This is a genomic window from Cryptosporangium arvum DSM 44712, from assembly GCF_000585375.1.
Lineage (GTDB): Bacteria > Actinomycetota > Actinomycetes > Mycobacteriales > Cryptosporangiaceae > Cryptosporangium > Cryptosporangium arvum.
The window spans coordinates 5,586,689-5,611,057 of record NZ_KK073874.1 but is presented as its reverse complement, the minus strand read 5'-3'; the positions used below and the strand labels follow the sequence as shown (position 1 = coordinate 5,611,057).

Here is a 24,369-nt window from a genome sequence, read left to right as displayed (position 1 = left end):
ATGTATATTCTATGCAACGCGAGCAGCTCACCGGTGGACAAGCGCTGGCGCGGCAGCTCGTCGCCGAAGGGGTCGAGGTCGTTTTCGGCTTACCCGGCGACCAGCTCATGACCGCGCTCGACGCCTTCTCCCGAACCCCCGAGCTGCGCTACGTCGTCACCCGGCACGAGCAGGCTACGACCTACCTGGCCGACGGGTACGCCCGCACGTCCGGGCGTCCCGGCGTCGCGATGGTGGTCCCGGGGGTGGGCGTGTACAACGCCGCCACCGGTCTCGCCACCGCGTATGCGTGCTCCTCGCCGGTGCTGCTGCTGGCCGGTCAGGTCAACCGCGCCGGGATCGGCAAGGACCTCGGGCTCCTGCACGACGTGCACGACCAGCTCGAGATCGTCCGCCCGATCACGAAGTGGGCCCGGCGGGTGCTGGAACCGCAGGACGTCACCGGCGCCGTCCGGGAGGCGTTCGCGCGGATGACGACCGGCCGCCCCCGCCCGGTCGAGATCGAGATCCCACCCGAGACTCTGGCCGAGAAGGCCCTCACCCACGTCATCCCGCCGGTCGGCGCCGAAAAGACACCGCCGCCCGTCGCCGAGGCCGCCGCGCTCCTGCGCGCGGCGGCGAACCCGCTCGTCGTCGCGGGCGGCGGCGCCGTGCTGGGCGACGCCTCCGCCGCCCTCACCCGCGTCGCCGAGCTGCTCCAGGCCCCGGTCGTCACCACCCGGGAGGGCAAAGGCGCGATCGACGACCGGCACGCCCTCTCCGTCGGCACCGCCTGGGTCAACCCGCGCATGCGCCCGGTCCTCGCCGCCGCCGACGTCGTGCTCGCGGTCGGCACCCGCGGCGCCGGCCTCGGCCTGCGCGACGACCAGCGACTGCTCCACCTCGACATCGACGCCGAGCAGATCGGCCGGCACCACCCGGCGACGGTCGCGCTCGCCGGTGACGCGGCCCGCACCCTCGAAGCGCTCGCCGAGCACCTCCCGCAACGTCCCGGCCGCACCGCCGAGGCCAGGGCGATGCGCGCGGCCGCGGAGAAGGCGCTGGCCGCCGTCGGCCCGCAGTGGGAGATGGTGCGGGCGCTGCGTGCGGGTGTCCCCGAGAACGGGATTCTCGTCTGCGACACGACGAGCGTGGCCTACATGTGCCACATGGGCTACCCGGTGTACGCGCCACGCACCTACCTGTCCACGTCCTACATGGGCACGCTCGGCTTCGGCTACCCGGCCGGCCTCGGGGCGAAGGTCGCGGCGCCGGACACCCCGGTCGTCACGGTCACCGGCGACGGCGGCTTCCTGTTCGCGTCGAACGAGCTGGCGACGGCCGTGCAGCACGGGATTCACACGGTGACCGTCGTGTTCGACGACTCCGCCTACGGCAACTCCAACCGCGACCAGCGTGACCGCTTCGGCGGCCGTGAGTACGGCACCGTGCTGCGCAACCCCGACTGGGTCGCGCTGGCCCGGGCGTTCGGCGCCGACGGCATGGTCGTCGACGACGTCGCCAAGCTGCCCGGCGCGCTCACCGAGGCGCTGGCCACCCCGAACTCCACGGTCATCGCGGTGCCGATGGACCGGCTGCCCTCCCCGTTCTGATCCGCACCCGAAGGGAGCGCTGATGTTCGTCGACGCCGACCGGCACGAGCGGGTGGCGCGCACCGTCCTGCCACCGGTGCGGCTGCTGATCGGCGACGAGCGGCTCGGCCACGGCACCGGCGGCGAGTTCGCCCACGTCGACGCGGCCACCGGGCGTACGCAGGCGGTGGTCCCGCTGGCCGGTGCGGCCGAGGTCGACGCGGCCGTCGCCACCGCGCGGGCCGCCCGGAAGTCCTGGCGCGCCACCCGCCCCGACCAGCGGCGCGACCTCCTCCTCCGGTTCGCGGCGCTGATCCGGGGCCGGGCCGAGCTCATCGGCCAGGTGCTCACGCTCGAGTGCGGCTCGCCGATCCTCGGGGCCACCGCGTTGCCGTCCCGGGCCGCCGACTACCTCGAGTACTACGCCGGGCTCGCCGACAAGATCGAGGGCCGGGTCGTCCCGATCTTCCCGGAGCAGGCGTTCGACTACACGCTGCCCGAGCCGTACGGGGTCGTCGCGGTCGTCGCGACCTGGAACGGCGGCATCTCCGCGCTCGCCAGGAAGGCCGGGGCGGCGCTCGCGGCGGGCAACACGGTCGTCGTCAAGGCCATGGAGCTCGCGCCGTTCAGCGCCGTGCTCTTCGGCGAGCTGGCGCTCGAGGCCGGCCTCCCGCCGGGCGTGCTCAACGTCCTGCCGGGCGGGGTGGACGCCGGGCGGGCCCTCGTCGCGCACGCGGGCGTCGACAAGATCAGTTTCACCGGCGGGCTCGACGCCGCCCGGCAGATCCTGGTCGCGGCCGCGCAGCACATCACGCCGGTGGTGTGCGAGCTCGGCGGCAAGTCCGGGAACATCGTGTTCCCCGACGCCGACCTGGACGCCGCCGGCGCGTTCGCGGGCGTGGCCTGCATGCGCAACTCCGGCCAGGGCTGCGTGATGCCGACCCGGCTGATCGTGCACTCGTCGATCCACGACGTGATCGTCGGCAAGGCCCTCGACGCGATCGCGGCGATGCCGATCGGCGACCCGCTCGACCCGGCGACCGCGTTCGGCCCGGTGGTGTCCGAACGGCACGCCGAGAGGATCCTCGGGATGCTCACCGGCACCCCCGGCGAGCTCCTGACCGGCGGTCACCGGCTCGACGCTCCCGGCTCCTACGTCGCGCCGACCGTCGTCGACCGGATCCCGCCCGATGCGCCGCTGGCGCAGGAGGAGGTGTTCGGCCCGGTGCTCACGGTCCTCACCTTCGACGACGAGGACGAGGCGGTCGCGCTGGCCAACTCGGTGCGCTACGGGCTGGCCGGGTACGTCCACACGACCGACCTGAGCCGCGCGCACCGGGTCGCGGCCGCTCTCGACGCCGGGTACGTCTCGCTCAACGGGTTCGCCGCGCTGCCCGCCGGAGCCCCGTTCGGCGGCTTCGGGCGCAGCGGTTACGGCAAGGAGGGCGGCCGCGACGGGCTGGCCGAGTTCGTGCGTACGAAGAACGTCTACCTGCCGCTGGAGCTCCGATGATCGTCACCGCCGAACGGCTCCACACGCTGCTCTCCGACGTCCTGGAAGGGCTGGGAGCGAACCGCGAGTACGCCGACACGGTCGCGGACCTGCTGGTCGAGGCCGACCTGCGTGGCGTCGACTCGCACGGCGCGCACCTGATCTCCCTCTACGCCCAGCGGGTCCGCAGCGGACACATCGACCCGGCGGCGAAACCGCGGATCGTGCACGAGGACGGCTCGACGCTGCTGCTCGACGCCGGCCTCGGCTTCGGGCAGATCGCCGGGCTGGCCGCCGTCCACCACGCGATCGAGCTGTCGGCCGAACACGGCGTCGCGGTCGTCGGGGTGCGCGAGGGGACGCACCTCGGCGCGCTCGCCGCCTACACCGAACGCGTCGCCCGCGCCGGCCGCATCTGCCTGTGCTTCCAGAACGGCCCCGCGTTCGTGCCGCCGTTCGGCGGGATCGACCAGCTGTTCTCCACCAACCCGCTCTCCTATGCGGTCCCCACGGACGAAGAGCCGACGATCGTGTTCGACGTCGCGACGACGACCGTCGCCGGCAACAAGCTGCTGCTGGCCCAGAAGCGCGGCGACCCGTCGATCCCGGAGGGCTGGGCGACCGACGCGGACGGGGTCCCGACCACCGACACCGCGGCGGCCTCGGTGCGACACCTGCAGTGGTTCGGCGGGCACAAGGGATACGGGCTGGCGATGCTCGTCGAGGTGCTCGCGGGCGTCCTCACCGGGAGCAGTTTCGGCCGCACCGAACGGACCCGCTCGCCGGCGCACGGCGCGGAGCGCGTCGCCAAGGGCTTCGTGTTCGTGGCGATCGACCCGGGACGGTTCCTGCCCGACTTCCGCAACCGGGTCGACGCGTTGATCCGTGACGTGCACGCGTCGAGGCCCGCCGCCGGGGTGCCACGCGTACTGGTGCCCGGCGAGCTCGAGCACGCGCGGGCCGCGCAACGGCGCCGGGACGGCATACCGCTGCCGGACGCTCTCGTCGCCGAACTCGACCGCTACGCCTCCGAGGTCGGCGTCCCCGGCCTGGCCGCTTCCGTCTGAGGGGTCCTCATGTCCGACCGTTACGCGTTCCAGTTCTTCCGGACCGAGCTACGGCCGCCCGGCGTCCTCTGGGTGACGTTCGACCGGCCCGAGCGGCGCAACGCGATCACCCCGGAGATGCACGACGAGATCGCGCCGCTCTTCGCCCGGATCGCCGCCGACCGCGAGGTCCGGGTCGTGGTGCTCACCGGGGCCGGCGACAAGGCGTTCTGCGTGGGCGCGGACTTCAGCGGGATGCAGGCGAACCTGGACGGCGCCGGCTACGCCGACGGCCATCCCGAGCTGCTGCACGGCTCCGCCGCCGTCGTGCGCGGGCAGCTCGGCGTCCCGCAGCCGATGATCGCCGTCGTCAACGGCGACGCGCTGGGACTCGGCGCCACGATGGCGTTGTTCTGCGACATCACGCTGATGGCCGACGGCGCGCGGATCGGGGACCCGCACGTGAAGGCCGGGCTGGTCGCCGGCGACGGTGGCACGGTGCTCTGGCCGCTGCTGCTGGGGCTCAACCGGGGCAAGGAGTACCTGTTCACCGGCGACCTGCTCTCCTCGGAGGAGGCGTTGACGTTCGGGCTGGTCAACCACGTGTACCCGGCGCCGGAACTGACGGCCGAGGCGACGAAGCTCGCGGAGCGGATCGCGGCCGGGCCCGCGGTCGCGATCCAGTTCAACAAGCGGCTCGCCAACGCCGAGCTGGTGGACCGCGTCAACCGCGTGCTCGACGCGTCGCTGGCGATGGAGGCGCTGACGTTCGCGACCGCCGACCACCGGGAGGCGGTCCGGGCGTTCCTCGACAAGCGTCCGCCGTCGTTCGGGGCGTGAGGAGATGGACCTGACGCTCACCGCGGACCAGGAGACGCTGCGCGAGGTCTTCGCCGACCTGTTCGCGAAGGAGTCGCCCTCCGCGCGGGTGCGTGCGGCCGAGCCGCTCGGGTTCGACGCCGAGCTGTGGCGCACGCTCGTCGCGGCCGAGGTGCCGTTGATGGGGGTGAGCGGCGCGTCGCTCGCCGACCTGGTCGTGGTGGCGCGCGAGGCCGGGCGGCGGCTCGCGCCGGTGCCGCTGGCCGAGGTGTGGGCCGCGACCCGCCTGCTGGCCCGCTACCCGGGCACCGGATCCGCGCTCACCACCGGCTCCTCCGTTCCGACGTTGGCCCTGCGCCCCCTGCCGGCGGGGTCACCGCTGGCGCGGTTGGTGCCGGCGGGTGCGGTGGCGGAGCGGGTGCTCGTGCTGGTGGGAGAGGACCTGTGCGTCGTCCGGCGGGACGCACCGCCCGGCGGAGCACCGCCGAACCTGGGGTGCCAGCCGCTCGCGGACGTGCCACTGGCCGGAGCCACCGTGCTCGCGACCGGCGCCCGGGACGCGTACCGCACCGCGGTGACCGAGTGGACCCTGCTCACCGCCGCGCTCCTGGACGGACTGCGCGCCGAGGCCCTGCGGATCAGCGTGGAGTACGTGACGTCACGGCAGGCTTTCGGCGTCCCGATCGGCTGGTTCCAGACCGTGGCCCACCGCCTGGCCGACGCCGCCACCGCCGGCGACGGCGCGGAACTCCTCGTCCACGAGGCCGCCTGGGCCCTCGACCGCGAGCACGCGGCGCCCGGGAACGGGCACGCGCTCGCGCTGATGGCCTTTCTGCACGCGGCGGACGTCGCCGCGGAGACCGCCGGGGCCGGGCTCCAGTTCCACGGCGGGTACGGCTACACGCTCGAGTACGACATCCAGCTGTACCGGCGCCGCGCCACCGCCTGGCCGCTGGCCCTCGGTGCGCCCCGCGACCTCTACCGCGCGCTGGCCCGGGAGGTCTTCTGATGGACTTCACCCCGCACGACGACCTCGCCGCGCACCGGGACGCCGCCCGTCGCTGGGGCGCGGAGCACCTCCGCCCGGAGTGGGTCGCCGACGAACGTCTCCGCGGCGACCACCACCACGCCGAGCTGCACCGGCTCCTCGCCGACCAGGGCCTGCTGGCCGCGGGCTGGCCGCCCGAACACGGCGGTTCGGCCGTCGACGAGCGCTTCGCCGACGCCGTCTTCGACGAGATCCACGACTACGGCCTCGCGTCCGACGGCTGGATCACCACTTGGATGGTGCTCAAGACCCTCCAGCGGGTCGGCACCGAGGAGCAGAAACGTGCGGTGATCCCGGCCGCGCTGCGTGGCGAGGTGATCATCGCGCTCGGCTACACCGAGCCGGGCTGCGGCTCGGACCTGGCCGCCGCACGCACCCGCGCCGTCCGGGCGGGCGACGGCTGGCTGATCGACGGCGCGAAGATGTTCACCAGCACCGCCGACCGCGCCACCCACGTCTTCCTGCTCACCCGCACGTCCGCGCCCAAGCACCGCGGGCTGACGTTCTTCCTGGTGCCGCTGGACGCGCCGGGCGTGGAGATCCAGCCCGTGCACACGGTCGGCGGCCAGCGCACGAACGCGACGTTCTACTCCGGGGTCCGGGTGCCGGACGGCGCCCGCGTCGGCGACGTCGACGGCGGCTGGGACGTCGTCCGGATCGCGATGGTCTTCGAGCGCGGGACGCGCAACGGCAACCACCGGCCGGGCCTGCTCGACCGCGTCGTCGCCGACCGCCCGGACCTGCTGAGCGACCCGGGCGCCGCCGGGACGCTCGCGCGGCTCCGGATCGACGAGGAGGTCGCGCGGCTGCTGACCGCGCGGGCCGAGTGGATCACCCGGAACGGCGGCCTGCCCGGCGTCGAGGGTTCGATGGCCAAGCTCTACACCAGCGAGGCGGCCCAGCGGCAGCACTCCGCGCTGCTCGACCTGCTCGGGCCCGAGGGGGTGCTCGACCAGCGCGCGCCGGACGCGCCGGTGGCCGGTGAGGTCGAGTTCGCGTTCCGCAACAGCCTCGTCGACACGATCTACGGCGGCACCAGCGAGATCATGCGCGAGATCGTCGCCGCGGGTCGGCTGGGGCTGCCCCGAAGCCGTCCCGCGACCTAGGAGAGTCGATGCTCGACCGGAACGGGTTACCGCCGCACGCCGTCGCGCGCTGGGCCGCGCTGACGCCCGACGCGGTGGCGTCGGCGCACGTGGACGGCCGGTCGCTGACGTACGCGGCACTGCACGCGGAGGCGACGGCCTGGGCCGGGGCGTTGAGCCGTTTCGGCGTGACCGCGGGCACGCACGTGGCGACGCTGCTGCCGCCGGGGTTCTCCGGGCACCGGGCGCTGCTCGCGCTGGGCTGGCTGCGCGCGGTCGAGGTGCCGCTGAACACCGCGTACGTCGGCGCGATGCTGCGTCACGCGCTCACGCTCTCCGACGCGTCCCACCTGCTCACGACCCATGCGTTCTGGGAGCGGGTCAGCCCGCTCGTCCCCGGCCTCCCCGCTCTGCGCACGGTCGTCTTCGTCGACGACTCCGACGCGAGCCGTGCCCCCGGGACGAGCTGGCCCGGTGGTGACCTCGCCGGCGAGGAGGTGCGGCCGTTGGGTGAGCTGCGGCTGGTCCCGGCGGACGAGTTCGCGGCCGCGGCCGGGCCGGGGGAGTTCGCCGGGCCCGACGTGTGGGACGTCGCGAGCCTGCTGTTCACCTCGGGGACGACGGGCCCGTCGAAGGCCGTGATCACACCCTGGGGACTGGCGGTCCAGATGTGGTCCTGGGTGCCCGACGACACGCTCGCGCCGGGCGAGGGCCTGTTCAACCCGCTGCCGATGTTCCACAACTCGGGGCGCTCCGGGTTCGCCTACGCGATGCGGCGCGGCGGCCGGTTCGTGTTCCGCGACAAGTTCAGCGCGACGTCGTTCTGGGACGACGTGCGGGCGACCGACGCGCGGGTGGCGGCACTGGTCGGCCCGATGACCGCGCTGCTGTGGGGCGCGGACGCGACCCCGCGCGACGCCGACAACCCGCTGCGCAGCGTGATCCTCGGCCCGATGATCCCGGAGATGGAGGCGTTCGAGAAGCGCTTCGGGGTCCGGGTGGCGACGTGTTACGGCCAGACCGAGGTCGGCGCGCCGATCACGTCCGGCTGGGACCACGGGCCGTGGGAGGCGACCGGACGCGACCGGACGTCGTACCCGTGGCCGGAGATCCGGCTCGTCGACGCGCACGATCACCCCGTGCCCGACGGTGCCGTCGGTGAGCTGATCGTGCGGAGCGCGGAGCCGTGGGCGCTGAACCTCGGCTACCACAACGACCCGGCCGAGACCGTGCGGGCCTGGCGCAACGGCTGGTTCCACACCGGTGACCTGTTCCGGCGGGATCCCGAGGGCTGGTACACGTTCTTCGACCGGCGGAAGGACGCGATCCGCCGCCGCGGCGAGAACATCTCCTCGTTCGAGGTCGAGCGCGCCGTCGCGGAACACCCCGCCGTCGTCGAGTGCGTCGCCGTCGGGGTCCCGTCCGGTCTGGGCGACGACGAACTGCTGGCCGCCGTGCTGGTGAACGACCCGGCGTTCGCACCGGCGTCGCTCGTGGAGTTCCTGGACGGGCGGCTGCCGGCCTTCATGGTGCCGCGGTACGTGCGTGTCCTCGACGAGTTCCCGCGCAACAGCACCACCGGGCGCGTCCGCAAGGACGAACTGCGTGCCCTGGTCGCCGAGGAGCGCGGCTGGGACCGCCGGGGTGACGCGTGATGCCGCCCACCGCGCTGGGGGAGGACGCGGCCGCGTTCGGCGTCGAGGTGCGTGCCTTTCTCGAGCGTGAGCTCGGCGCGGCCGCCGAGCACGCGGACCCGGCGGACCTCACCGGGCTCGGCGAGGAGTTCGAGCGGTCGCTCTCCCGGCGGGCCGGTGCGGCGGGGCTGCTGGGGTCGGCGGTGGGGCCCGAGCACGGCGGGCCGGGGCGCGGCGTGCGCCACCAGGCCGCGTTCGACTACGTGGCGGCGGCCTCGGACGCGCCGCTCGTCGACACCGCGCTGACCCTCGCGGGCCATCCCGTGCTGCAGTACGGCAGCCCGGCCCAGCTGGCCCTGCTCCTGCCCCGGATGCTGAGCGGCGAGCTGCTGATGTGCGTCGCCTACACCGAGGCCGGCGCGGGCACGGACCTGCGCGCGATCACGACGACCGCGGTGCCCGACGGCGGCGGCTACCGGCTCACCGGCACGAAGACGCTCGTCACCGGCGCGCACAAGGCCGACTGGTGCGTGACGATCGCGCGCACCGGCGAGACCACGATGACGATGTTCCTGGTCGAGATGGGAACGCCGGGGGTGCGGGTGCGGCGGCGTCCGACGATGAACGGGTGGACGCTCGACGAGGTGGAGTTCGACCGGGTCCGGTTGGAGGCGTCCGCGGTCCTCGGCGCGCCGGGCGGGGCGTGGCGGCAGCTCGTGGCGTCGGTGCGGGCCGAGCGGTCGGGCCTGTTCTACCTGGGGTTCGCCCGGCACGTGCTCGATCTGCTGGTGGCGCACGTCCGCGCGACGCCCGGGCTCACCGGCGACGCGCTCGTGCGTGACGCGATCGGTGGGCTGGAGATCGAGGTCGAGGCCGCGACCGTGCTGGCGGCCCGGGCGGTGGCCGAGCCCGGGCTGGGGCCGCTGGCCAAGATCGCCGGCACCGAGCTGCTGCAGCGCCTCGCGCAGGCGGCGACCGAGATCACCGGTCACGCCGGCACGGTCTGGGCTCCGCCGTACGCGCCCGCCCCGCCGTACGCGGCCGCGGGCGGCCGGTTCGCGTGGGAGTACCTCGAACGCGTCCACGGCACGATCGGCGCCGGCGCCAACGAGGTGCTGCGTGACTTGATCGCCGGGACCGCGCTGGGGCTGCCCCGATGACGCCGGGCATCCCGGCGCTCGATCCGGCGGCGGTGCTCGCGCTGGCCGCCGACGAGCCCGGGTACGACGCCGGCTGGTGGCGGGGCGCGGTGCGCGGCGGGCTGTTCGCCGGGTCGTTCGGCGCCACCGTGGACGCGGTCCGCCGGTTGGCCGGGGCCGCGGTGCCGTCACCGGTGCACAACGGGTTCGTGCAGAGCGGTGCGGTGCTGGCCGCCCTCGGGGCCCACGAGGAGGTGGCCGCGCTGCGCTCCGGTGCGCGCCGGTACGCGTTCGCCCGCACCGGGCCCGACGGCACCGACGACGTGTCCACCCGGGCCGAGGGCGGGCGGCTGTACGGCACGAAGTGCTTCGTCCCCTACGCCGCGAGCGCCGACGTCCTGCTGGTGGTCGCCCGCACCGGCGTCTTCGCGGTCGAACGGGCCGCGCCGGGGGTGCGCCTCGAGCCGATCCCCACGATCGGGCTCGACCGTTCGTGCGCGGTCCACCTCGACGGAGCACCGGCGACGTCGCTCGGGACGGCTCCGCTCGAGACCGCGCTCGCGCGTGGGGTGATCGCGCTCGCGGCCGATGCGCTGGGGGCGGCCGAGGCGGCGTTGCGTCACGCGGTCGAGAGGGTGACCGCGCGCCCGCCGCTCGCCCGGCGCCAGGCCGTCCGACACCGCTGCGCCGACATGCTGCTCGACACCACGCTGACCGCCGGCGTCGTCGAGCGGGCGGTCCGGCTGGTCGACGACGGCGCTCCGGACGGCGAGATCCGGCGCGCGGCCGCGGTGGCCAAGGCCGTCGCGTCCGAGCGGTGCCGTCGCGTCACCGCGTCGGCCCATCAGCTCGGCGGCGGCGAGGGAATCCACGCCGACCAGCCGCTGCACCTCTGGTACCGCCGGGTCAAGGCCGCCGAGCCGGTCCTCGGCGCCCCCCGCTCCCACCGCGCGGCGATCGCGGCCGCGCTCCTCGACCCCCGACCGGAAGGATCCGGATGACGACCCGACAGATCCCGTTCGTGGACTACCTGGAACTCGGCCCGCCACCGCGCCTCGTCGCGTCCGAGTGCACGTCCTGCGCGGCCCGGTACTTCGACCGCCGCAACGCCTGCGCGAACTGCGGCGGCCGGGACTTCCACCCGGCTCCGGTCGCGACGACCGGCGAGGTCCGCTCGTTCACGATCGTGACGTTCGCCGCGCCGGGCGTGCCGGTGCCGTTCGTGGCCGCGGTCGTCGACTGCGAGGGCACCAGCGTCCGCACCAACCTGGTCGGCGTCGACGCCTCACCGGACGCCGTCCACCTGGGAATGAAGGTGGCGCTCACCACCTACGTGGCCGGCACCGACGCCGAGGGCGTCGAGGCGGTCAACTACGCGTTCACGCCTCTCGGGAGGGCCGAGCAGTGACCGACGACCTCTGGATCCTCGGGATCCACATGACGAAGTTCGGCAAGCACCCCGACGAGGACCTCGTCGACCTCGCGTCGGAGGCGGCGCTGGGTGCGCTCGCCGACGGCGGGGTGACGATGACGGACGTCGGGGTGCTCGCGGCCGGCAACCTGCTCGGCGGGGTGGGCGGCATCGGCCAGCTGCTGCAGAAACAGATCGGGCAGACCGGCATCCCGGTCTACAACGTGCAGAACGCGTGCGCGACCGGGGCGACCGCGCTGCGCACGGTGTGCATGGCGATCAAGGCCGGCGAGGCCGACTACGGGCTCGCGGTCGGCGTCGAGAAACTGTCCGGCGCCGGGCTGCTGGGCGCACGCCCGCGGACGGAGACCACCGGCACGTGGGAGCGCACCGGCCGGTTCGGCGCGGTCGGGACGGTCGACGGCCGGATCGGCACCGAGACGATGGCGGGGGTGTTCGCGCAGGTCGGCATGGAGTACGGCCACAAGTACGGCGGCGCCGACTTCGAGCTGTTCGCGCGGATCAGCGAGAAGAACCACGCGCACTCGACGCTCAACCCGCTGGCGGCCTACCAGAAGAAGATGAGCCTCGAGCAGATCATGAACGACGTCATGATCGCGTACCCCAACACGCGCCCGATGTGCTCGGCCAACACCGACGGGGCCGCGGCGGCGGTCGTGGTCAGCGGCGCGAAGCTCAAGACGCTGTCGCTGGAGCAGCGGCGCCGCGCGGTGAAGATCGGCGCGTCGGTGCTCACCAGCGACCCGTGGCAGGAGTCCTGCCAGGTCCTCCCGGACGTGAACACGCTGACCCGGGCCGCGGCCCGCCAGGCGTACGAGGCGGCCGGTGTCGGCCCGGAGGATCTGGACCTGGTCGAGCTGCACGACTGCTTCGCGACGGCCGAGCTCGTGCACTACGACAACCTGATGCTCTGCGCGGAAGGCGGCGCGGTCGACTTCTTCCGCTCCGGCGCTCCGTGGCGTGACGGGGCGACGCCGGTGAACGTGTCCGGCGGCCTGCAGTCGAAGGGGCACCCGATCGCCGCGACCGGGATCGCGAACGTCTGGGAGGTCGCGACGCACCTGCGTGGCGAGGCCGGCCCGCGGCAGATCGAGGGCGCGCGCGTGGGGCTGGCCCACGTGATCGGTCTCGGGTCCGCGTGCGGCGTCCACATTCTCGAGCGGGCGGCGGCATGAGGATCGACAGGTGTTCCGCGGCGCTCGGCGCGATCCTCACCGGCGTCGACCTGGCCGCCGGCGTCGACGACGAGACGTTCGACGCGATCCAGGACGCGTTCCTGACCTATCAGGTCATCTGCATCCGTGGTCAGCAGGCGATGACGCCCGACGACCAGCTGGCGTTCGCCGCCCGCTGGGGCGAGGTCTCGGTGCACCCGTACGTGCCCAGCATCGAGGGCCACCCCGGCGTGATGAAGATCCACGAGCCGACGCCGCTGACCCAGCGCTGGCACGCCGACACCACCCACGCCGAGCAGCCCCCGGCGTTGAGCATGCTGCTCGCGCGGGTGATCCCCGAGGTCGGCGGCGACACGATGTGGTCGAACGCCGCCCAGGCGTACGACGATCTGTCGCCGGGGCTGCGGGCGACGCTCGGCACACTGCGCGCCGTCCACCAGGGCACGACGCTCGCGCAGTCGGCCGGGCTGGACCGCCGCGCGGTCACCCAGACCCACCCGGTGGTGCGCACCCACCCGGTGACCGGCCGGAAGGCGCTGTTCGTCAACGGTGACTACACCTCGCACATCGACGGCTGGTCGCCGGAGGAGAGCGCGCCGCTGCTGGAATACCTGTACGCGCGGGTCGGCCGGGCCGAGTACGTCTACCGGCACAAGTGGCAGGTCGGTGACCTGGTGATCTGGGACAACCGGTGCACGCAGCACGCGGTCGTCGGCGACACCGGGGGCGCCGAGCGCGTGCTGCACCGGGTCACGCTGTTCGGCGACCGACCGGTGTGATGACGCTCGCCGACCTGCTGCTCCGGCATCCGTTCGCCGACGACGAGGCGTTGCTGCACACCGCGGACCGCACGATGACCGCGGGCGCGGCCCGCACGGCGGCGCATGAGCTCGCGGACCGGCTGCGTGCGGAGGGCGTACGGCCGGGCACGGCGGTGGCGGTCCGCGTACCGAACAGCCCGGAGTCCGTGGTGGCGATGACCGCGATCTGGACGGCGGGCGCGGTGTTCGTACCGGTGAACGCGGCCGCTCCGGCCGCGGAGGTCGAGCACGCGCTGGCCGCGGCGCGACCCGAGGTCCTGGTCGAGGCGTCCGGGATCACCCGGCTCGGCGGCGGACGTCGCTACGACGACGGGACGGCGTTCGTGACCTGGACCTCGGGCACCACCGGCACCCCGAAGGCGATCCTGCACACGCACGAGGGCTACCTGGAGTTGCTCGACCGGGTGCTGGGTCCGCTGCGCGGGCCGGGTTCGCCGGGCCGGCCGCCTTCGCCGAACCTGATCCCGGTGTCGCTCGCGCTCAACAGCGGCATCTACAACGCACTGTTCGGGCTCCGGGCCGGCGCCGCGCTGGTGATCATGGATCGCTTCCGGCCGGCGGAGTTCGCGGCGCTGGTGGCCCGGTTCCGGATCCGGTCCACGGTTCTCCCACCGGCCGCGATCGCGATGCTCACCGAGTCCGAGGTCCCGGCCCTGTCCCCGCTGAAGTACGTCCGCAGCATCACCGCGCCGCTCTCCCCGCTGCACGCCCGGCGCTTCACCGAACGGTTCGGGGCGTTCGTGCTCAACAGCTACGGGCAGGCCGAACTCGGTGAGGTGATCGGCTGGACGGCCGCCGACGCCCGGGAGCACCCGGAGAAGGTCGGCGCGGCCGGCCGTCCGCTGCCGGGCGTGTCCGTGCGTCTCGACCCCGCGGGGCGGCTCTGGGTGAAGCCGCCGCGCCGGGCGTCGGGGTACGCGACCGGCGAACGTCTCGACGACCGCGTCGACGCCGACGGGTACGTCGACACCGGAGACCTGGCGGTTCTCGACCCCGAGGGCTTCGTCTGGATCTCCGGCCGCGCCGGTGACCTGATCAACCGGGGCGGCCACAAGGTGTTCCCGGAGCAGGTCGAGGAGGTGCTCCGGCTCCACCCGGCGGTGACCGACGCCGCCGTGGTCGGTGCTCCGGACCCGCGCCTCGGCGAGGTGCCGGTGGCGTTCGTGGTCGGCGACGAGGTCGCCGACGAGGCCCTGGTCGCCTGGTGCCGCGAGCACCTGGTCGCCTACAAGGTGCCGGTCGCCTTCCATCGGGTCGACGCCCTGCCGCGCACCGAGGTCGGCAAACTCCGCCGCGCCGAGTTGACGCTCCGGGCACGCACGACGCCGGGCTGAGCCCGGGTGTTCGCCACCGAACGGCGCGGTCGAGGGCGGCGGTCTCGCCCGGTCAGCCGCGGGCGGCGGGGCCCAGGGTCTGGCGGGCGATGATCACCTGCTGGATCTGGCTCGTGCCCTCGTAGATCCGGAACAGCCGGGCGTCCCGGTAGAACCGTTCGACCGCCACCCCCCGCATGTAACCCGCTCCGCCGTGGATCTGGACCGCCCGGTCGGCCACCCGGTTCACCATCTCGGAGCAGAAGTACTTGGCCGCCGACGGGCCGGTGATCTTGTCGGTGCCTGCGTCGTACGCGGCCGCGACCTCGCGCACCAGCGCGCGGCCCGCGTAGTGGTCGGTCACGGAGTCGGCCACCAGGCCCTGGACGAGCTGGAAGCGTGCGATCGGCGCGCCACCGGAGCGGCGGGACCGGGCGAACTCCACCGACTCGGCCACCAGGCGGCCCGCCATCCCCACGCACAGCGCCGCGATCTGGACGCGCCCGTGCGCCAGGCACTGGGCCGCGGTCCGGAAGCCGACGTTGACGCCCTCCTCGCCGCCCACCACGGCGTCCCGCGGGAGCACGACGTCGTCGAAGTGGACGTCGGCGGTGTGGGCGCCGAACTGGCCCATCTTGCGGTCGGCCGGCGCCACGCTCACCCCGGGCGTGTCCGACGGCACCAGGAACGCGGTGATGCCCCGGTTGCCCGGCGCGTCCGGGTCGGTCCGCGCGAACACCATGAAGACGTCGGCCACCGGCGCGTTCGTGATGTAACGCTTGGCTCCGTTCAGCACCCACCGGTTGCCGTCCCGGCGCGCGCTCGTCGTCAGCGACGACGGGTCGGACCCCGCGTCGGCCTCGGTCAGCGCGAACGACGCGGTCACCTCACCGGACGCCAGCCGCGGCAGCCACTCCTTCTTCTGCTCGTCGGTGGCGCCCTCGAGCAGCACGTGCCCCGCGATGCCGTTGTTCGTCCCGAACAGCGAGCGCAGCGCCGGCGTCGTCCAGCCCAGCTCGAAGACCAGCTCGATCTCCTGGGTCACGGTCAGGCCGAGCCCTCCGTACTGCGCGGGGATCGTGAAGCCGTACAACCCCATGTCCTTGCACGCGGCGACGAGCGACTCGGGCACCGCGTCCGTGGCGTCGATCTCCTCCTCGCGCGGAACCACCTCGTTGTGCACGAACGTCCGCACCGCGGCGACGATCTCGGCCAGGTCAGCGTTGTCCATCAGTCCTCCAGTGGTCCCAGCACCTGCGCGGCGCGCAGCTCGGCGACGTCCTCCGAGGTGTATCCGAGTTCGGCGAGAACCGCATCGGTATGTTCGCCGAGAGCGGGCACCGGTCCCATCGGCGCGGTGCGCCCCGCGACGATCGGCGGCGGCAGCAGCGCGTCGACCGGCCCGCCCGGGGTGTCGACCGCGCGCCAGCGGTCACGCGACGCCAGCTGCGGATGGGCGAGCACCTCGCTCGTCGTCCGGTACACCGCGTTGCCGATGCCGGCCGCGTCGGCCGCCGCCTGGATCTCGGCCAGCGGACGGGCCGCGCACCAGGCTCCGACGATCGCGTCGAGGTCGGCGCGGTGCGCCACCCGGGACGGGTTGTCGGGGTACCGCTCGGCCAGCCCGGGCTCACCGAGCAGGGCCGCCAGGCGCGTCCACTCGGCGTCGTTCGTGGTGCCGAGCACGACCGTCCGGCCGTCCGCGGTCGGGAACGCCCCGTACGGCGCGACCGCGGGGGAGCCCATCCCGACCGGCTCCTGCTCGACGCCGGTCGCCGCGGTCCAGGTCAGCGGGTAGCCCATGAACTCGGCCATCGCGTCGAACATGCTCACCGCGATGCGGGCCCCGCGCCCGGTGACCCGGCGTTCGGCCAGCGCGCCCAGCACCGAGATCGCGGCGTACAGCCCGGTGATGCCGTCGGCGAACGGAGGCCCCGGCTTCGCCGGCGCGTCCGGCGTCCCGGTCAGCGAGCAGACCCCGGTCTCCGCCTGCACCAGCAGGTCGTAGGCCCGCTTCCCGGAGAGCGGCCCACCGGTTCCGTACCCGCTCATCTCGACGCTGGTCAGGTGCGGATGGTCGCGTTCGAGCTCGTCGGGCGCGAGACCGAGGCGGGCCGTCGCGCCGGGAGCGAGGTTGGAGACCAGCACGTCGGCGCGGGCGAGCAGCCGGTCGAGCACCGCGCGGCCGTCCGGGTGCCGGACGTTCAGCGCCACCGACTCCTTGCCCCGGTTGAGCCAGACGAAGTGCGCGGCCTGCCCGTTCACGACCTGGTCGTAGGTGCGGGTGAAGTCGCCACCGCGCGGGTTCTCGATCTTCACGACGCGGGCGCCGAGGTCGCCGAGGGTGCGGGTGGCCATCGGAGCGGCCACGGCCTGCTCCAGTGCGACGACGGTGACGCCCGCGAGGGGGCCGCGTTCAGAGGACACGATCGAGATGGTCGCTCACCCGGGCCCACTGCGTGGCCGCCGCGCCGAGAATCTCGTCGTCGGTGAGGGCGCGTTTGTAGTAGAGATGCGCCGGGTGCTCCCAGGTGAAGCCGATGCCCCCGTGGAGCTGGATCGTGTCGGCGGCGACCGACGTGGCGGCCTCGGCGCAGTAGGCCTTGGCCAGCGCGGCGACCGGGGGCTCGCCGGGGTGCGCGGCCGCGTGGTGCGCGGCGGAGCGGGCGAGCTCGACCCGGACGAGCATGTCGGCGGCGCGCTGCTTGACCGCCTGGAACGAGCCGATCGGGCGGCCGAACTGGACCCGCTGCTTCGCGTACGCGACCGTGCTGTCCAGACACTGCTGGGCGACGCCGACGAGCTCGGCCGCGAGCAGGACGCGGGTGACGTCGAGAGCCTGCTCGATCCGGGCGCCCGCGGTGCCGATCCGGGTGGCCGGTGTGCCGTCGAACTCGATCGAGGCCTGGCGCCGGGTGAGGTCGAGGCTCATCAGCGGCCGGCGGGTCAGGCCGGTGGTGTCCACGGCGAACAACCCCTCGGCTCCGGCGACGACCAGGACGAGGTCGGCCGTCGCGCCGTCGATCACGCGCTCGACCCGTCCGGACAGCCGGCCGCCGCGCACCGTCACGGGGGGCTCGGCCGGTGCCGGGATCGCAGCCGTCGCGGTCGTCGTGCCGGCGGCCAGGCCCGGGAGCCAGCGTTCGGCCGCGCCCTGGTCGTCGGCGGCCAGCAGCAGCGGGACCGCAAGCCCGACGGTCGAGAGCAGCGGCGCGCACACGAGCGTCCGCCCGGCCGCCTCGAACACCTCGGCCAGGTCCGGCAGCGGCGATCCGAGCCCGCCGTAGCGAGCCGGGACGCCGAGTCCCGCGAGCCCGGTGTCGCGGGCCCAGCGTCGCCACGCGTCCCGGTCGTACCCGGCCGGGGTCGCCATCAGCTCCCGTACCCGCTCCGGCGGGCAGGAGTCGGCGAACAGCCGCGCCGCGAGCGCACCGACGTCGGAGTCCATGACGTCCAAGTTACATCAAGTACTTTGTATAAAATCTGCGATCCGACTACCCTCCTCCCATGACTCCGCCGCCGGGACTCGTGGCTGCCACCACTCCGGACGCGGCCGCCGGTGCCGCGCTGGCCTGGGTCCGGAAGCACGTGCCGCCGGCCTGGGTGCGCGCGGCCGACGAGGGTGGCGCGGCCGCGGTCCGCGGAGTCCGCACCGCCGCGGAGTACCGCGACTGGTATCCCACGTTCGCCCGATCCGGGCTGGCGGTGCCGGCGTGGCCGGTCGCGTACGGCGGCCTCGACTGGGCTCCGGAGCTCGCGGCCGCGGCCGACCGCGCGCTGCGCCCGTACCACTTGCCCCGCCTCAACCCGCTCGGCCTGAACCTCGCCGCGCCCGCGCTGTTCGCCTCCGGCACCGAGGACCAGCGGCGGCGTTTCCTCCCGCCGATCGTGCGCAACGAGGAGGTCTGGTGCCAGCTCTTCAGCGAACCGGGCGCCGGTAGCGACCTGGCCTCGCTCGCGACCCGCGCGGACCGCGACGGCGACGGCTGGCGCATCAGCGGGCAGAAGGTGTGGACGACCTGGGCGCACCTCGCCGACTACGCCGTGCTGCTCGCCCGCACCGACCCCGGTGTGCCCAAACGCGCCGGGCTGACCTACTTCCTGATCGAGCTGCACCAGCCCGGCGTCGAGATCCGGCCGTTGCGTCACCTCGGCGGCGAGGTCGACTTCAACGAGGTGTTCCTCACCGGGGCGTGGGTGCCGGACGACCAGCGCGTCGGCGCGGTGGACGACGGCTGGGCCGTCGCGCGGGCGACGTTGTCGGGCGAGCGGCAGATGGTGTCCGGGTCGGGGTCCGGCGGGGTGGACCGCGTCGGCGGCGCCGGGGCGAGCCGGTTGGTGCGGATCGCGAAGGAGCGCGGGGGCTGGGCCGACCCGCTCGTGCGCGCCGACGTCACCCGGCTCTGGGCCGAGGAGCAGCTCCGTGCGTGGACCAACGCGCGGGTGCGGGCCACGCTGAAGGCCGGGCGGCCGCCGGGGCCGGAGAGCTCGATCGGCAAGGTGCACGGCTCCGAGCTCAACCAGCGGATCCAGGCGCGGGCGGCGTCGCTGCTGGGGCCGGGGCGGACGACCTGGCCGGTCGCGGAGTGGGACGCGGACGCCTACCACGTCGGCATGCCGGCGGAGGTGCGCGGCGCGTTACGCAGCCGCGCGAACACGATCGAGGGCGGCACCAGCGAGGTGAACAAGAACATCATCGCCGAGCGCGTGCTCGGGCTACCCCGGGAACCCGATCCCTGGGAGGGCCGGCCCTGGCGGGAGGTGCCCCGTGGGTGAGCCCGCGCTGCGGGCGGCCCGCGGGACCACGCCGCGCGAGACCGTGGCGCAGCGGTTGTGGCGCGCGCTCCGCCGGTCCGGGGTCCGGGCGATCTACGGCGACGCGGGGCGCGGGCTGCCGGTCACCGCGCGGGCACCGGCCGGGCTGGCCCCGACGCTGGTCGCCGCGCACGAGCGGGTGCACCGCGAGCGGGCCGCGTCCTGGGTGGACGGAGTCCTCACGATCGGAACGCCCGCCCCGGGGCGGGCCGGCGGCCGGCCCCCCGCGGCCCCGGGAGCGCGTGTCCCCACGGACGGCGATCCCGCGGCGGGGTGGCTCGTACTGCTCGACGAGGCCGAGCGGGTCGCGGAGCTGGTGGGGATCGCGGCCGAGGCGGCGGCCGCGGGCAGGGGGCTGGCGCTCCGCGTCGAACTGGACCTGGGCCGACCGGTCGGGGCGGCGAGCATGCCCGACCCGGCGGAGGCCGCGGTGGCGCCGGACGGGTCGGACGGGGTGCTCGCCCGGCTGGAAGCCGCCGAGCGGCCGGTCGTGCTCGCCGGGCCCGGGGTCGTCACCGCCGGAGCCGTGGCCGGCCTGCACGCGTTCGCGACCGCCGGGCAGGTCGGGGTGCTCAACACGTGGGGCGCGAAGGGCATCTTCGGCTGGTCGAGCGCACACCACTGGGCGACGATCGGCCTGCAGCGCGACGATTTCCGCCTGGCCGGGCTGGCCGACGCGGACCTGATCGTCGCGGTCGGCGTCGATCGGGACGAGGCCGCGGCCGCGCGCTGGCAACTCGCGCCGCACGTCGTGGTGGCGCCCGGCACGCTCGGTGCGCTCGCCGAGCGCTGGCGTCGCCCGGCCGGGATGGCGCCGATGCCACCGCTGCGTCACCGGCTCGCCGAGGCGACGCAACGGGGCTGGGCCCTCGACACCGCGCCGCTGCCGCCCTCGCGCGTGACCAGGAACTACGGCGAGATCGCGGCGCGCGGAGGGCTGGTCGCCGCCGACCCGGGCACGGCCGGGTACTGGGTCGCCCGGACCGTGGGCACCACCGTGCTCGACAGCGTCGTCGTGCCCGCCACCCGCGTCGCCCCCGGCTTCGCGATCGCCGCCGCGCTGGTCGCCCGCCTGGCGAGTCCCGCACGCCCCGTCCTGGCCGTCCTCGACGCGCCGCCCGGGGTGGGCGACGGCCGGGGCGACGCGGGGAGCCAGGTGGCGGCGCTCACCGAGCTGGCCGGTTCGCTCGGGGTTCCGGTGCCGGTGGAGGTCTGGACGCCGGACGGGCCCGCGCCGGACGCCGACGGGCACGCGCGGCGGCTGCGTCATGCGGTCCACGGCGAGTCGGGCGCCGGTCTGCCGCTCCGCACCGACGACCGCTGGCTGGCGCGGATGACCGACGTCGCCGGGCCGGTGATCGCCTGGCCGCAGGGCCGGAACGACAGGAGCACGCAGCCGTGACCGACACCCGCACCGAACCCCGCATCACCGACGAGGCGGTCGCGCGCCTGCGCCGCCGGATCGGCGTCCCGGTGCCCAACCCGGCGCCCCCGCACTACCGCGAGCCGGGCGTCGACGCGTTCCGCACCGTGGCTCAGGCCTACGGCGACGACAACCCGCTCTGGAGCGACCGCGAGCACCCCTCGCGCTGGGGCGGCCCGATCGCACCCCCTCCGCTCGTCGGCGGCGACACGCTGATCGGCGAGAACTCGGTCACCGAGGTCCCGTTCGAACACCGCACGCTGATGAAGGGCGACCCCCTGCGTGGCGTCCACGCGTTCTACGCCAGCAGCGCCCGCGAGTGGTGGGCACCGCTCGAGCCGTATGCGCACGTGTACCGCCGCGACGCGCTCGTCGGCGTCCACGACAAGACGAGCGAGTTCGCGGGCCGGGCCGTGCACGAGTGGACCGGCCAGGTCTTCGGCACCCGGGCGGGCCGCCTGCTCTCGGCCCAGTACAAGCTCATGATCCGCACCGAGCGGGCGAAGGCGCGCGAACGCCGGAAGTACGCCGCGATCGAACCGTACGTCTACACCGACGCCGAGATCGACGACATCGAAGCGCAGGTGCTGGCCTCGCGGCGGCGCGGGGCGACCCCGCGCTACTGGGAGGACGTGGCCGTCGGGGATCCGATCGACCCGCTGGTGAAGGGACCGCTGACGGTCACCGACCTGGTCTGCTGGCACGTCGGCATGGGCATGGGGCTCTACGACATCCGGCCGTTGGAGCTCGCTGTGGCCAACCGGCGCCGGATCCCGCGGTTCTACCACCGCGACGAGCTGAACGTGCCCGACGTCATGCAGCGCGTGCACTGGGACCCGGAGTTCGCCCGGCGGTCCGGCAACCCGACCACGTTCGACTACGGGCGGATGCGCGAGACCTGGCTGATCCACGCGTGCACGAACTGGATGGGCGACGACGCGTGGCTGTGGAAGCTCGACTGCCGGTTCGAGGCGTTCAACTACGTCGGGGACACCCAGTGGGTGCGCGGCGAGGTGACCGGGCACCACCGGGCCGACGGCCGCCCGGCCGTCGACGTGGCGCTGCGCACGGTGAACCAGCGCGGCGTCGCGACGACGGCCGGTACGGCCACGATCCTGCTGCCCAGCCGCGAACACGGCCCGGTCGTCCTGCCCGACCCGCCGGGTGCGGACCTGCCGGGCGCGATGGCGGCGATCGTCGACCGGTTCGCCCGATGACCGCGGGGCTCGCGGTCGCGCACGAGGACGCGGTCCTGCGGATCACGCTGGACCGGCCGGAGAAGCGGAACGCGCTCGACGACACCATGGTCGCCGGGCTGATCGCGCTGGTGGCCGCGGCCGGGCGGGACGAGTCGGTGCGCGCGATCCTGCTGACCGGGGCGGGCGAGCACTTCTGCTCCGGCGCGGACATCGTCGCGCGCAACACCGGCGGGGACACCCGGCCGCGCGTCGGCAGCATCCAGCGGCGTCTGCCGGACCAGGCGCACCGGCTGATCCCGGTGCTGCTGGAGACGCAGACGCCGATCGTCGGCGCGGTGCGGGGCTGGGCCGCGGGGATCGGGCTGGCTCTCACGCTCGCCGCCGACGTCGCGGTGGTGGCCGAGGACGCCCGCTTCTGGGCCCCGTACGCGGCCCGGGGGTTCACGCCCGACGGTGGCGTCACGTGGCTGCTCCCGCGCCGGATCGGCGAGGTGCGTGCGCGGCGGATGGTGCTGCTGGGGGAGCGGATCGACGGGGTGACCGCGGCCGGCTGGGGCCTCGTCGACCGGGCCGTCCCGGCCGCGCGGGTCGACGCCGAGGCCGCGGAGGTGGCGGCCGCGCTCGCCGCGGGGCCGACGGTCGCGCTCGGGCTCACGAAGTCGTTGCTGCACACCGGGAGGGGGTCGGGGCTGGACGCGCAGCTCCGCGACGAGGCGTTCGCGCTGGAGCTCTCGTCACGCAGCGAGGACTTCCGCGAGGGGTTGAGTGCGTTCCGGGAGAAGCGGTCGCCGAAGTTCAGCGGCCGATGAGGGGCCTGCGGATCGAGCGGCGCGGACCGGTCGGGTGGCTGATCTTCGACCGGCCGTCGGTCGGCAACGCGATGGACGCCGCGATGCTCGCGGACCTGCCGCTGGCGTGGCGGGAGCTCGACGCGGATCCGGACGTCCGGGTGATCGTCAACACCGGCGCCGGGCCGGCGTTCCAGACCGGGCTCGACGTGCGTCAGCTCGCCCGCGACCCGGCCGCGTTGCGGGAGCAGTCGCGCCGGACGAAGCGGGCCGAGCTGCGGCTCACGGCCGGGCACAACGGGGTGTCGAAGCCGGTCGTCGCCGCGGTCAACGGGCTGTGCGCCGGGGGCGGTCTGCACTTCGTCGCCGACGCGGACGTCGTGCTCGCGGCCGGGGACGCCCAGTTCCTCGACCCGCACGTCTCGGTGGGGCAGGCGAGCGTCTACGAGCTGATCGGGCTCGCCCACCGGGGCGCGGTCGAGCCGGTCGCGCGCCTCGGGCTGACCGGCCGCCACGAACGCCTCGACGCCGCCCGCGCCTACACGCTGGGCATCGTCAGCCAGGTCGTCCCCGCCGCCGAACTGGCCGACGCCGCCCAGTCGCTGGCCGAGCTCGTCGCCACCCACCCGGCCGAAACCCTGCGCGCCACCAAGCGCGCGCTGTGGTCGGCACTGGACGTCAGCCGCACCGCGAGCCGGGGCGGGCCGACCGAGGACGGAGAGGGACCCATGACCGCGCACGCGGAGACGTTCACCTACACCGAGTTCGCGACGCTGCGGATCGAGCGGCGGGGACCGGTGGGGTGGCTGCTGTTCAACCGGCCGGACCAGCTGAACGCGATGACCAACCAGATGCGTGACGAGCTCGCGACGGCCTGGCTCGAGCTCGACCGGGACCCCGCGGTGCGGGTGATCGTCAACACCGGCGAGGGGCGCGCGTTCCAGACCGGCGTCGACGTCGCCGAGATCGCCTCCGACGGCGTCGGCATGGAGCGTTACCGCGCCTCGATGGAGAACTTCGACGTGCATTTCACGGCCTGGCACCAGCGGGTCGCGAAGCCGGTGATCGCGGCGATCAACGGCATCTGCGCCGGGGGAGGGTTCCACTTCCTCGCCGACGCCGACGTGGTTATCGCCGCGACCGACGCCCAGTTCACCGATCCGCACGTCTCGATCGGTCAGGTGGTGGCGATCGAGGCCATCGGCCTGCTGCGCAAGATGCCGTTCGAACCGGTGATGCGGATGGCGCTCACCGGCCGGCACGAGCGGATGTCGGCCGAGCGGGCCTACCAGCTGGGCATGGTGAGCCAGCTGGTCGAACCGGACCGGCTCCGGGCCGAGGCGCAGGCGCTCGGCGAGCTGATCGCGCGGAACTCGCCGGTCGCGATGGCCGCCACCAAGCGGGCGCTCTGGGGTGCGCTGGAGACCGGCCTCACCGAAGCGTGCCGACGCGGGGCGAAGGACCTGGTGAGCGTGTGGGGTCACCCCGACCAGACCGAGGGGCCGGCCGCGTGGGCCGAGAAACGCGAAGCCCGCTGGGCCCCACCGGCGGTGAACAATAATGTATAAA

21 protein-coding genes and 1 pseudogene are annotated in these 24,369 nt (G+C 74.4%); 19 read left to right on the top strand and 3 right to left on the bottom strand.

Annotation, left to right across the window (positions count from 1 at the left end; genetic code table 11):
• Positions 1-11: 11 nt before the first annotated feature.
• From CRYAR_RS25595 to CRYAR_RS25535, 13 genes are read left to right on the top strand one after another with little or no spacing between them, the layout of a single operon-like run.
• Complete coding sequence (locus tag CRYAR_RS25595) at positions 12-1,592, top strand: thiamine pyrophosphate-binding protein (RefSeq protein WP_035855692.1); 1,581 nt, start codon at positions 12-14, stop codon at positions 1,590-1,592.
• A 22-nt stretch (positions 1,593-1,614) separates the two neighbouring features.
• Entirely contained in the window at positions 1,615-3,084 is a 1,470-nt protein-coding gene (locus CRYAR_RS25590; RefSeq protein WP_051570947.1) for an aldehyde dehydrogenase family protein, read from the top strand.
• The gene (locus CRYAR_RS25585) at positions 3,081-4,130 is read left to right on the top strand and encodes an Ldh family oxidoreductase (protein ID WP_051570946.1); all 1,050 of its coding nucleotides are present in this window, start codon (positions 3,081-3,083) and stop codon (positions 4,128-4,130) included. Before CRYAR_RS25590 ends, CRYAR_RS25585 begins: the two co-directional genes overlap by 4 nt.
• A 9-nt stretch (positions 4,131-4,139) precedes the next feature.
• Positions 4,140-4,949, top strand: a complete 810-nt coding sequence (locus CRYAR_RS25580; RefSeq protein WP_035855690.1) for an enoyl-CoA hydratase/isomerase family protein — start codon at positions 4,140-4,142, stop codon at positions 4,947-4,949.
• Positions 4,950-4,953: 4 nt separating this feature from the next.
• The gene (locus tag CRYAR_RS25575; RefSeq protein WP_035855689.1) at positions 4,954-5,937 is read left to right on the top strand and encodes an acyl-CoA dehydrogenase family protein; all 984 of its coding nucleotides are present in this window, start codon (positions 4,954-4,956) and stop codon (positions 5,935-5,937) included.
• Positions 5,937-7,082 carry an acyl-CoA dehydrogenase family protein gene (locus tag CRYAR_RS25570; RefSeq protein ID WP_035855688.1) on the top strand — a complete coding sequence of 382 codons (1,146 nt, stop codon included), beginning with the start codon at positions 5,937-5,939 and terminating at the stop codon, positions 7,080-7,082. Before CRYAR_RS25575 ends, CRYAR_RS25570 begins: the two co-directional genes overlap by 1 nt.
• Positions 7,083-7,090: 8 nt before the next feature.
• On the top strand, positions 7,091-8,716 hold the full coding sequence (locus tag CRYAR_RS25565; RefSeq protein ID WP_051570945.1) for an AMP-binding protein: 1,626 nt from the start codon (positions 7,091-7,093) through the stop codon (positions 8,714-8,716).
• On the top strand, positions 8,716-9,855 hold the full coding sequence (locus CRYAR_RS25560) for an acyl-CoA dehydrogenase family protein (RefSeq protein WP_035855687.1): 1,140 nt from the start codon (positions 8,716-8,718) through the stop codon (positions 9,853-9,855). Before CRYAR_RS25565 ends, CRYAR_RS25560 begins: the two co-directional genes overlap by 1 nt.
• Positions 9,852-10,835: an acyl-CoA dehydrogenase family protein gene (locus tag CRYAR_RS25555; protein WP_051570944.1), complete on the top strand. Its 984-nt coding sequence runs from the start codon at positions 9,852-9,854 to the stop codon at positions 10,833-10,835. Before CRYAR_RS25560 ends, CRYAR_RS25555 begins: the two co-directional genes overlap by 4 nt.
• Positions 10,832-11,242 carry a Zn-ribbon domain-containing OB-fold protein gene (locus CRYAR_RS25550; RefSeq protein ID WP_035855686.1) on the top strand — a complete coding sequence of 137 codons (411 nt, stop codon included), beginning with the start codon at positions 10,832-10,834 and terminating at the stop codon, positions 11,240-11,242. The genes CRYAR_RS25555 and CRYAR_RS25550 overlap by 4 nt, the downstream gene beginning before the upstream one ends.
• Positions 11,239-12,441, top strand: coding sequence for a thiolase family protein (locus CRYAR_RS25545; RefSeq protein WP_035855685.1), 1,203 nt, complete (start codon positions 11,239-11,241; stop codon positions 12,439-12,441). The genes CRYAR_RS25550 and CRYAR_RS25545 overlap by 4 nt, the downstream gene beginning before the upstream one ends.
• The gene (locus CRYAR_RS25540; protein WP_035855683.1) at positions 12,438-13,220 is read left to right on the top strand and encodes a TauD/TfdA dioxygenase family protein; all 783 of its coding nucleotides are present in this window, start codon (positions 12,438-12,440) and stop codon (positions 13,218-13,220) included. Before CRYAR_RS25545 ends, CRYAR_RS25540 begins: the two co-directional genes overlap by 4 nt.
• On the top strand, positions 13,220-14,596 hold the full coding sequence (locus CRYAR_RS25535) for a class I adenylate-forming enzyme family protein (protein ID WP_035855681.1): 1,377 nt from the start codon (positions 13,220-13,222) through the stop codon (positions 14,594-14,596). Before CRYAR_RS25540 ends, CRYAR_RS25535 begins: the two co-directional genes overlap by 1 nt.
• Before the next feature lie 52 nt (positions 14,597-14,648).
• Here the strand turns inward: CRYAR_RS25535 and CRYAR_RS25530 are convergent, their stop codons facing one another.
• From CRYAR_RS25530 to CRYAR_RS25520, 3 genes are read right to left on the bottom strand one after another with little or no spacing between them, the layout of a single operon-like run.
• Positions 14,649-15,806 (bottom strand): acyl-CoA dehydrogenase family protein, encoded by a 1,158-nt coding sequence (locus tag CRYAR_RS25530; RefSeq protein WP_035855679.1) that lies wholly within the window; start codon positions 15,804-15,806, stop codon positions 14,649-14,651.
• Positions 15,806-17,002 (bottom strand): CaiB/BaiF CoA transferase family protein, encoded by a 1,197-nt coding sequence (locus CRYAR_RS25525; RefSeq protein ID WP_211247629.1) that lies wholly within the window; start codon positions 17,000-17,002, stop codon positions 15,806-15,808. The genes CRYAR_RS25530 and CRYAR_RS25525 overlap by 1 nt, the downstream gene beginning before the upstream one ends.
• On the bottom strand, positions 16,992-18,023 hold the full coding sequence (locus CRYAR_RS25520) for an acyl-CoA dehydrogenase family protein (protein WP_051570943.1): 1,032 nt from the start codon (positions 18,021-18,023) through the stop codon (positions 16,992-16,994). Before CRYAR_RS25520 ends, CRYAR_RS25525 begins: the two co-directional genes overlap by 11 nt.
• 59 nt (positions 18,024-18,082) lie before the next feature.
• Between CRYAR_RS25520 and CRYAR_RS25515 the strand changes: the two genes are divergently transcribed.
• The 6 genes and pseudogenes from CRYAR_RS25515 to CRYAR_RS50915 all read left to right on the top strand — a co-directional run bounded on the left by CRYAR_RS25515 (position 18,083) and on the right by CRYAR_RS50915 (position 24,368).
• Positions 18,083-19,351, top strand: a complete 1,269-nt coding sequence (locus tag CRYAR_RS25515; RefSeq protein ID WP_035855676.1) for an acyl-CoA dehydrogenase family protein — start codon at positions 18,083-18,085, stop codon at positions 19,349-19,351.
• Positions 19,344-20,792 (top strand): hypothetical protein, encoded by a 1,449-nt coding sequence (locus CRYAR_RS25510; RefSeq protein ID WP_035855674.1) that lies wholly within the window; start codon positions 19,344-19,346, stop codon positions 20,790-20,792. Before CRYAR_RS25515 ends, CRYAR_RS25510 begins: the two co-directional genes overlap by 8 nt.
• Entirely contained in the window at positions 20,789-22,030 is a 1,242-nt protein-coding gene (locus CRYAR_RS25505; RefSeq protein ID WP_035855672.1) for a hotdog family protein, read from the top strand. Before CRYAR_RS25510 ends, CRYAR_RS25505 begins: the two co-directional genes overlap by 4 nt.
• Complete coding sequence (locus CRYAR_RS25500) at positions 22,027-22,821, top strand: enoyl-CoA hydratase/isomerase family protein (protein ID WP_035855670.1); 795 nt, start codon at positions 22,027-22,029, stop codon at positions 22,819-22,821. Before CRYAR_RS25505 ends, CRYAR_RS25500 begins: the two co-directional genes overlap by 4 nt.
• Positions 22,818-23,528: pseudogene (locus CRYAR_RS50920) on the top strand (enoyl-CoA hydratase/isomerase family protein); the annotation flags it as partial. The gene CRYAR_RS25500 and the pseudogene CRYAR_RS50920, both read left to right, overlap by 4 nt.
• Entirely contained in the window at positions 23,529-24,368 is an 840-nt protein-coding gene (locus CRYAR_RS50915) for an enoyl-CoA hydratase-related protein (protein WP_051572179.1), read from the top strand.
• Position 24,369 lies beyond the last annotated feature (1 nt).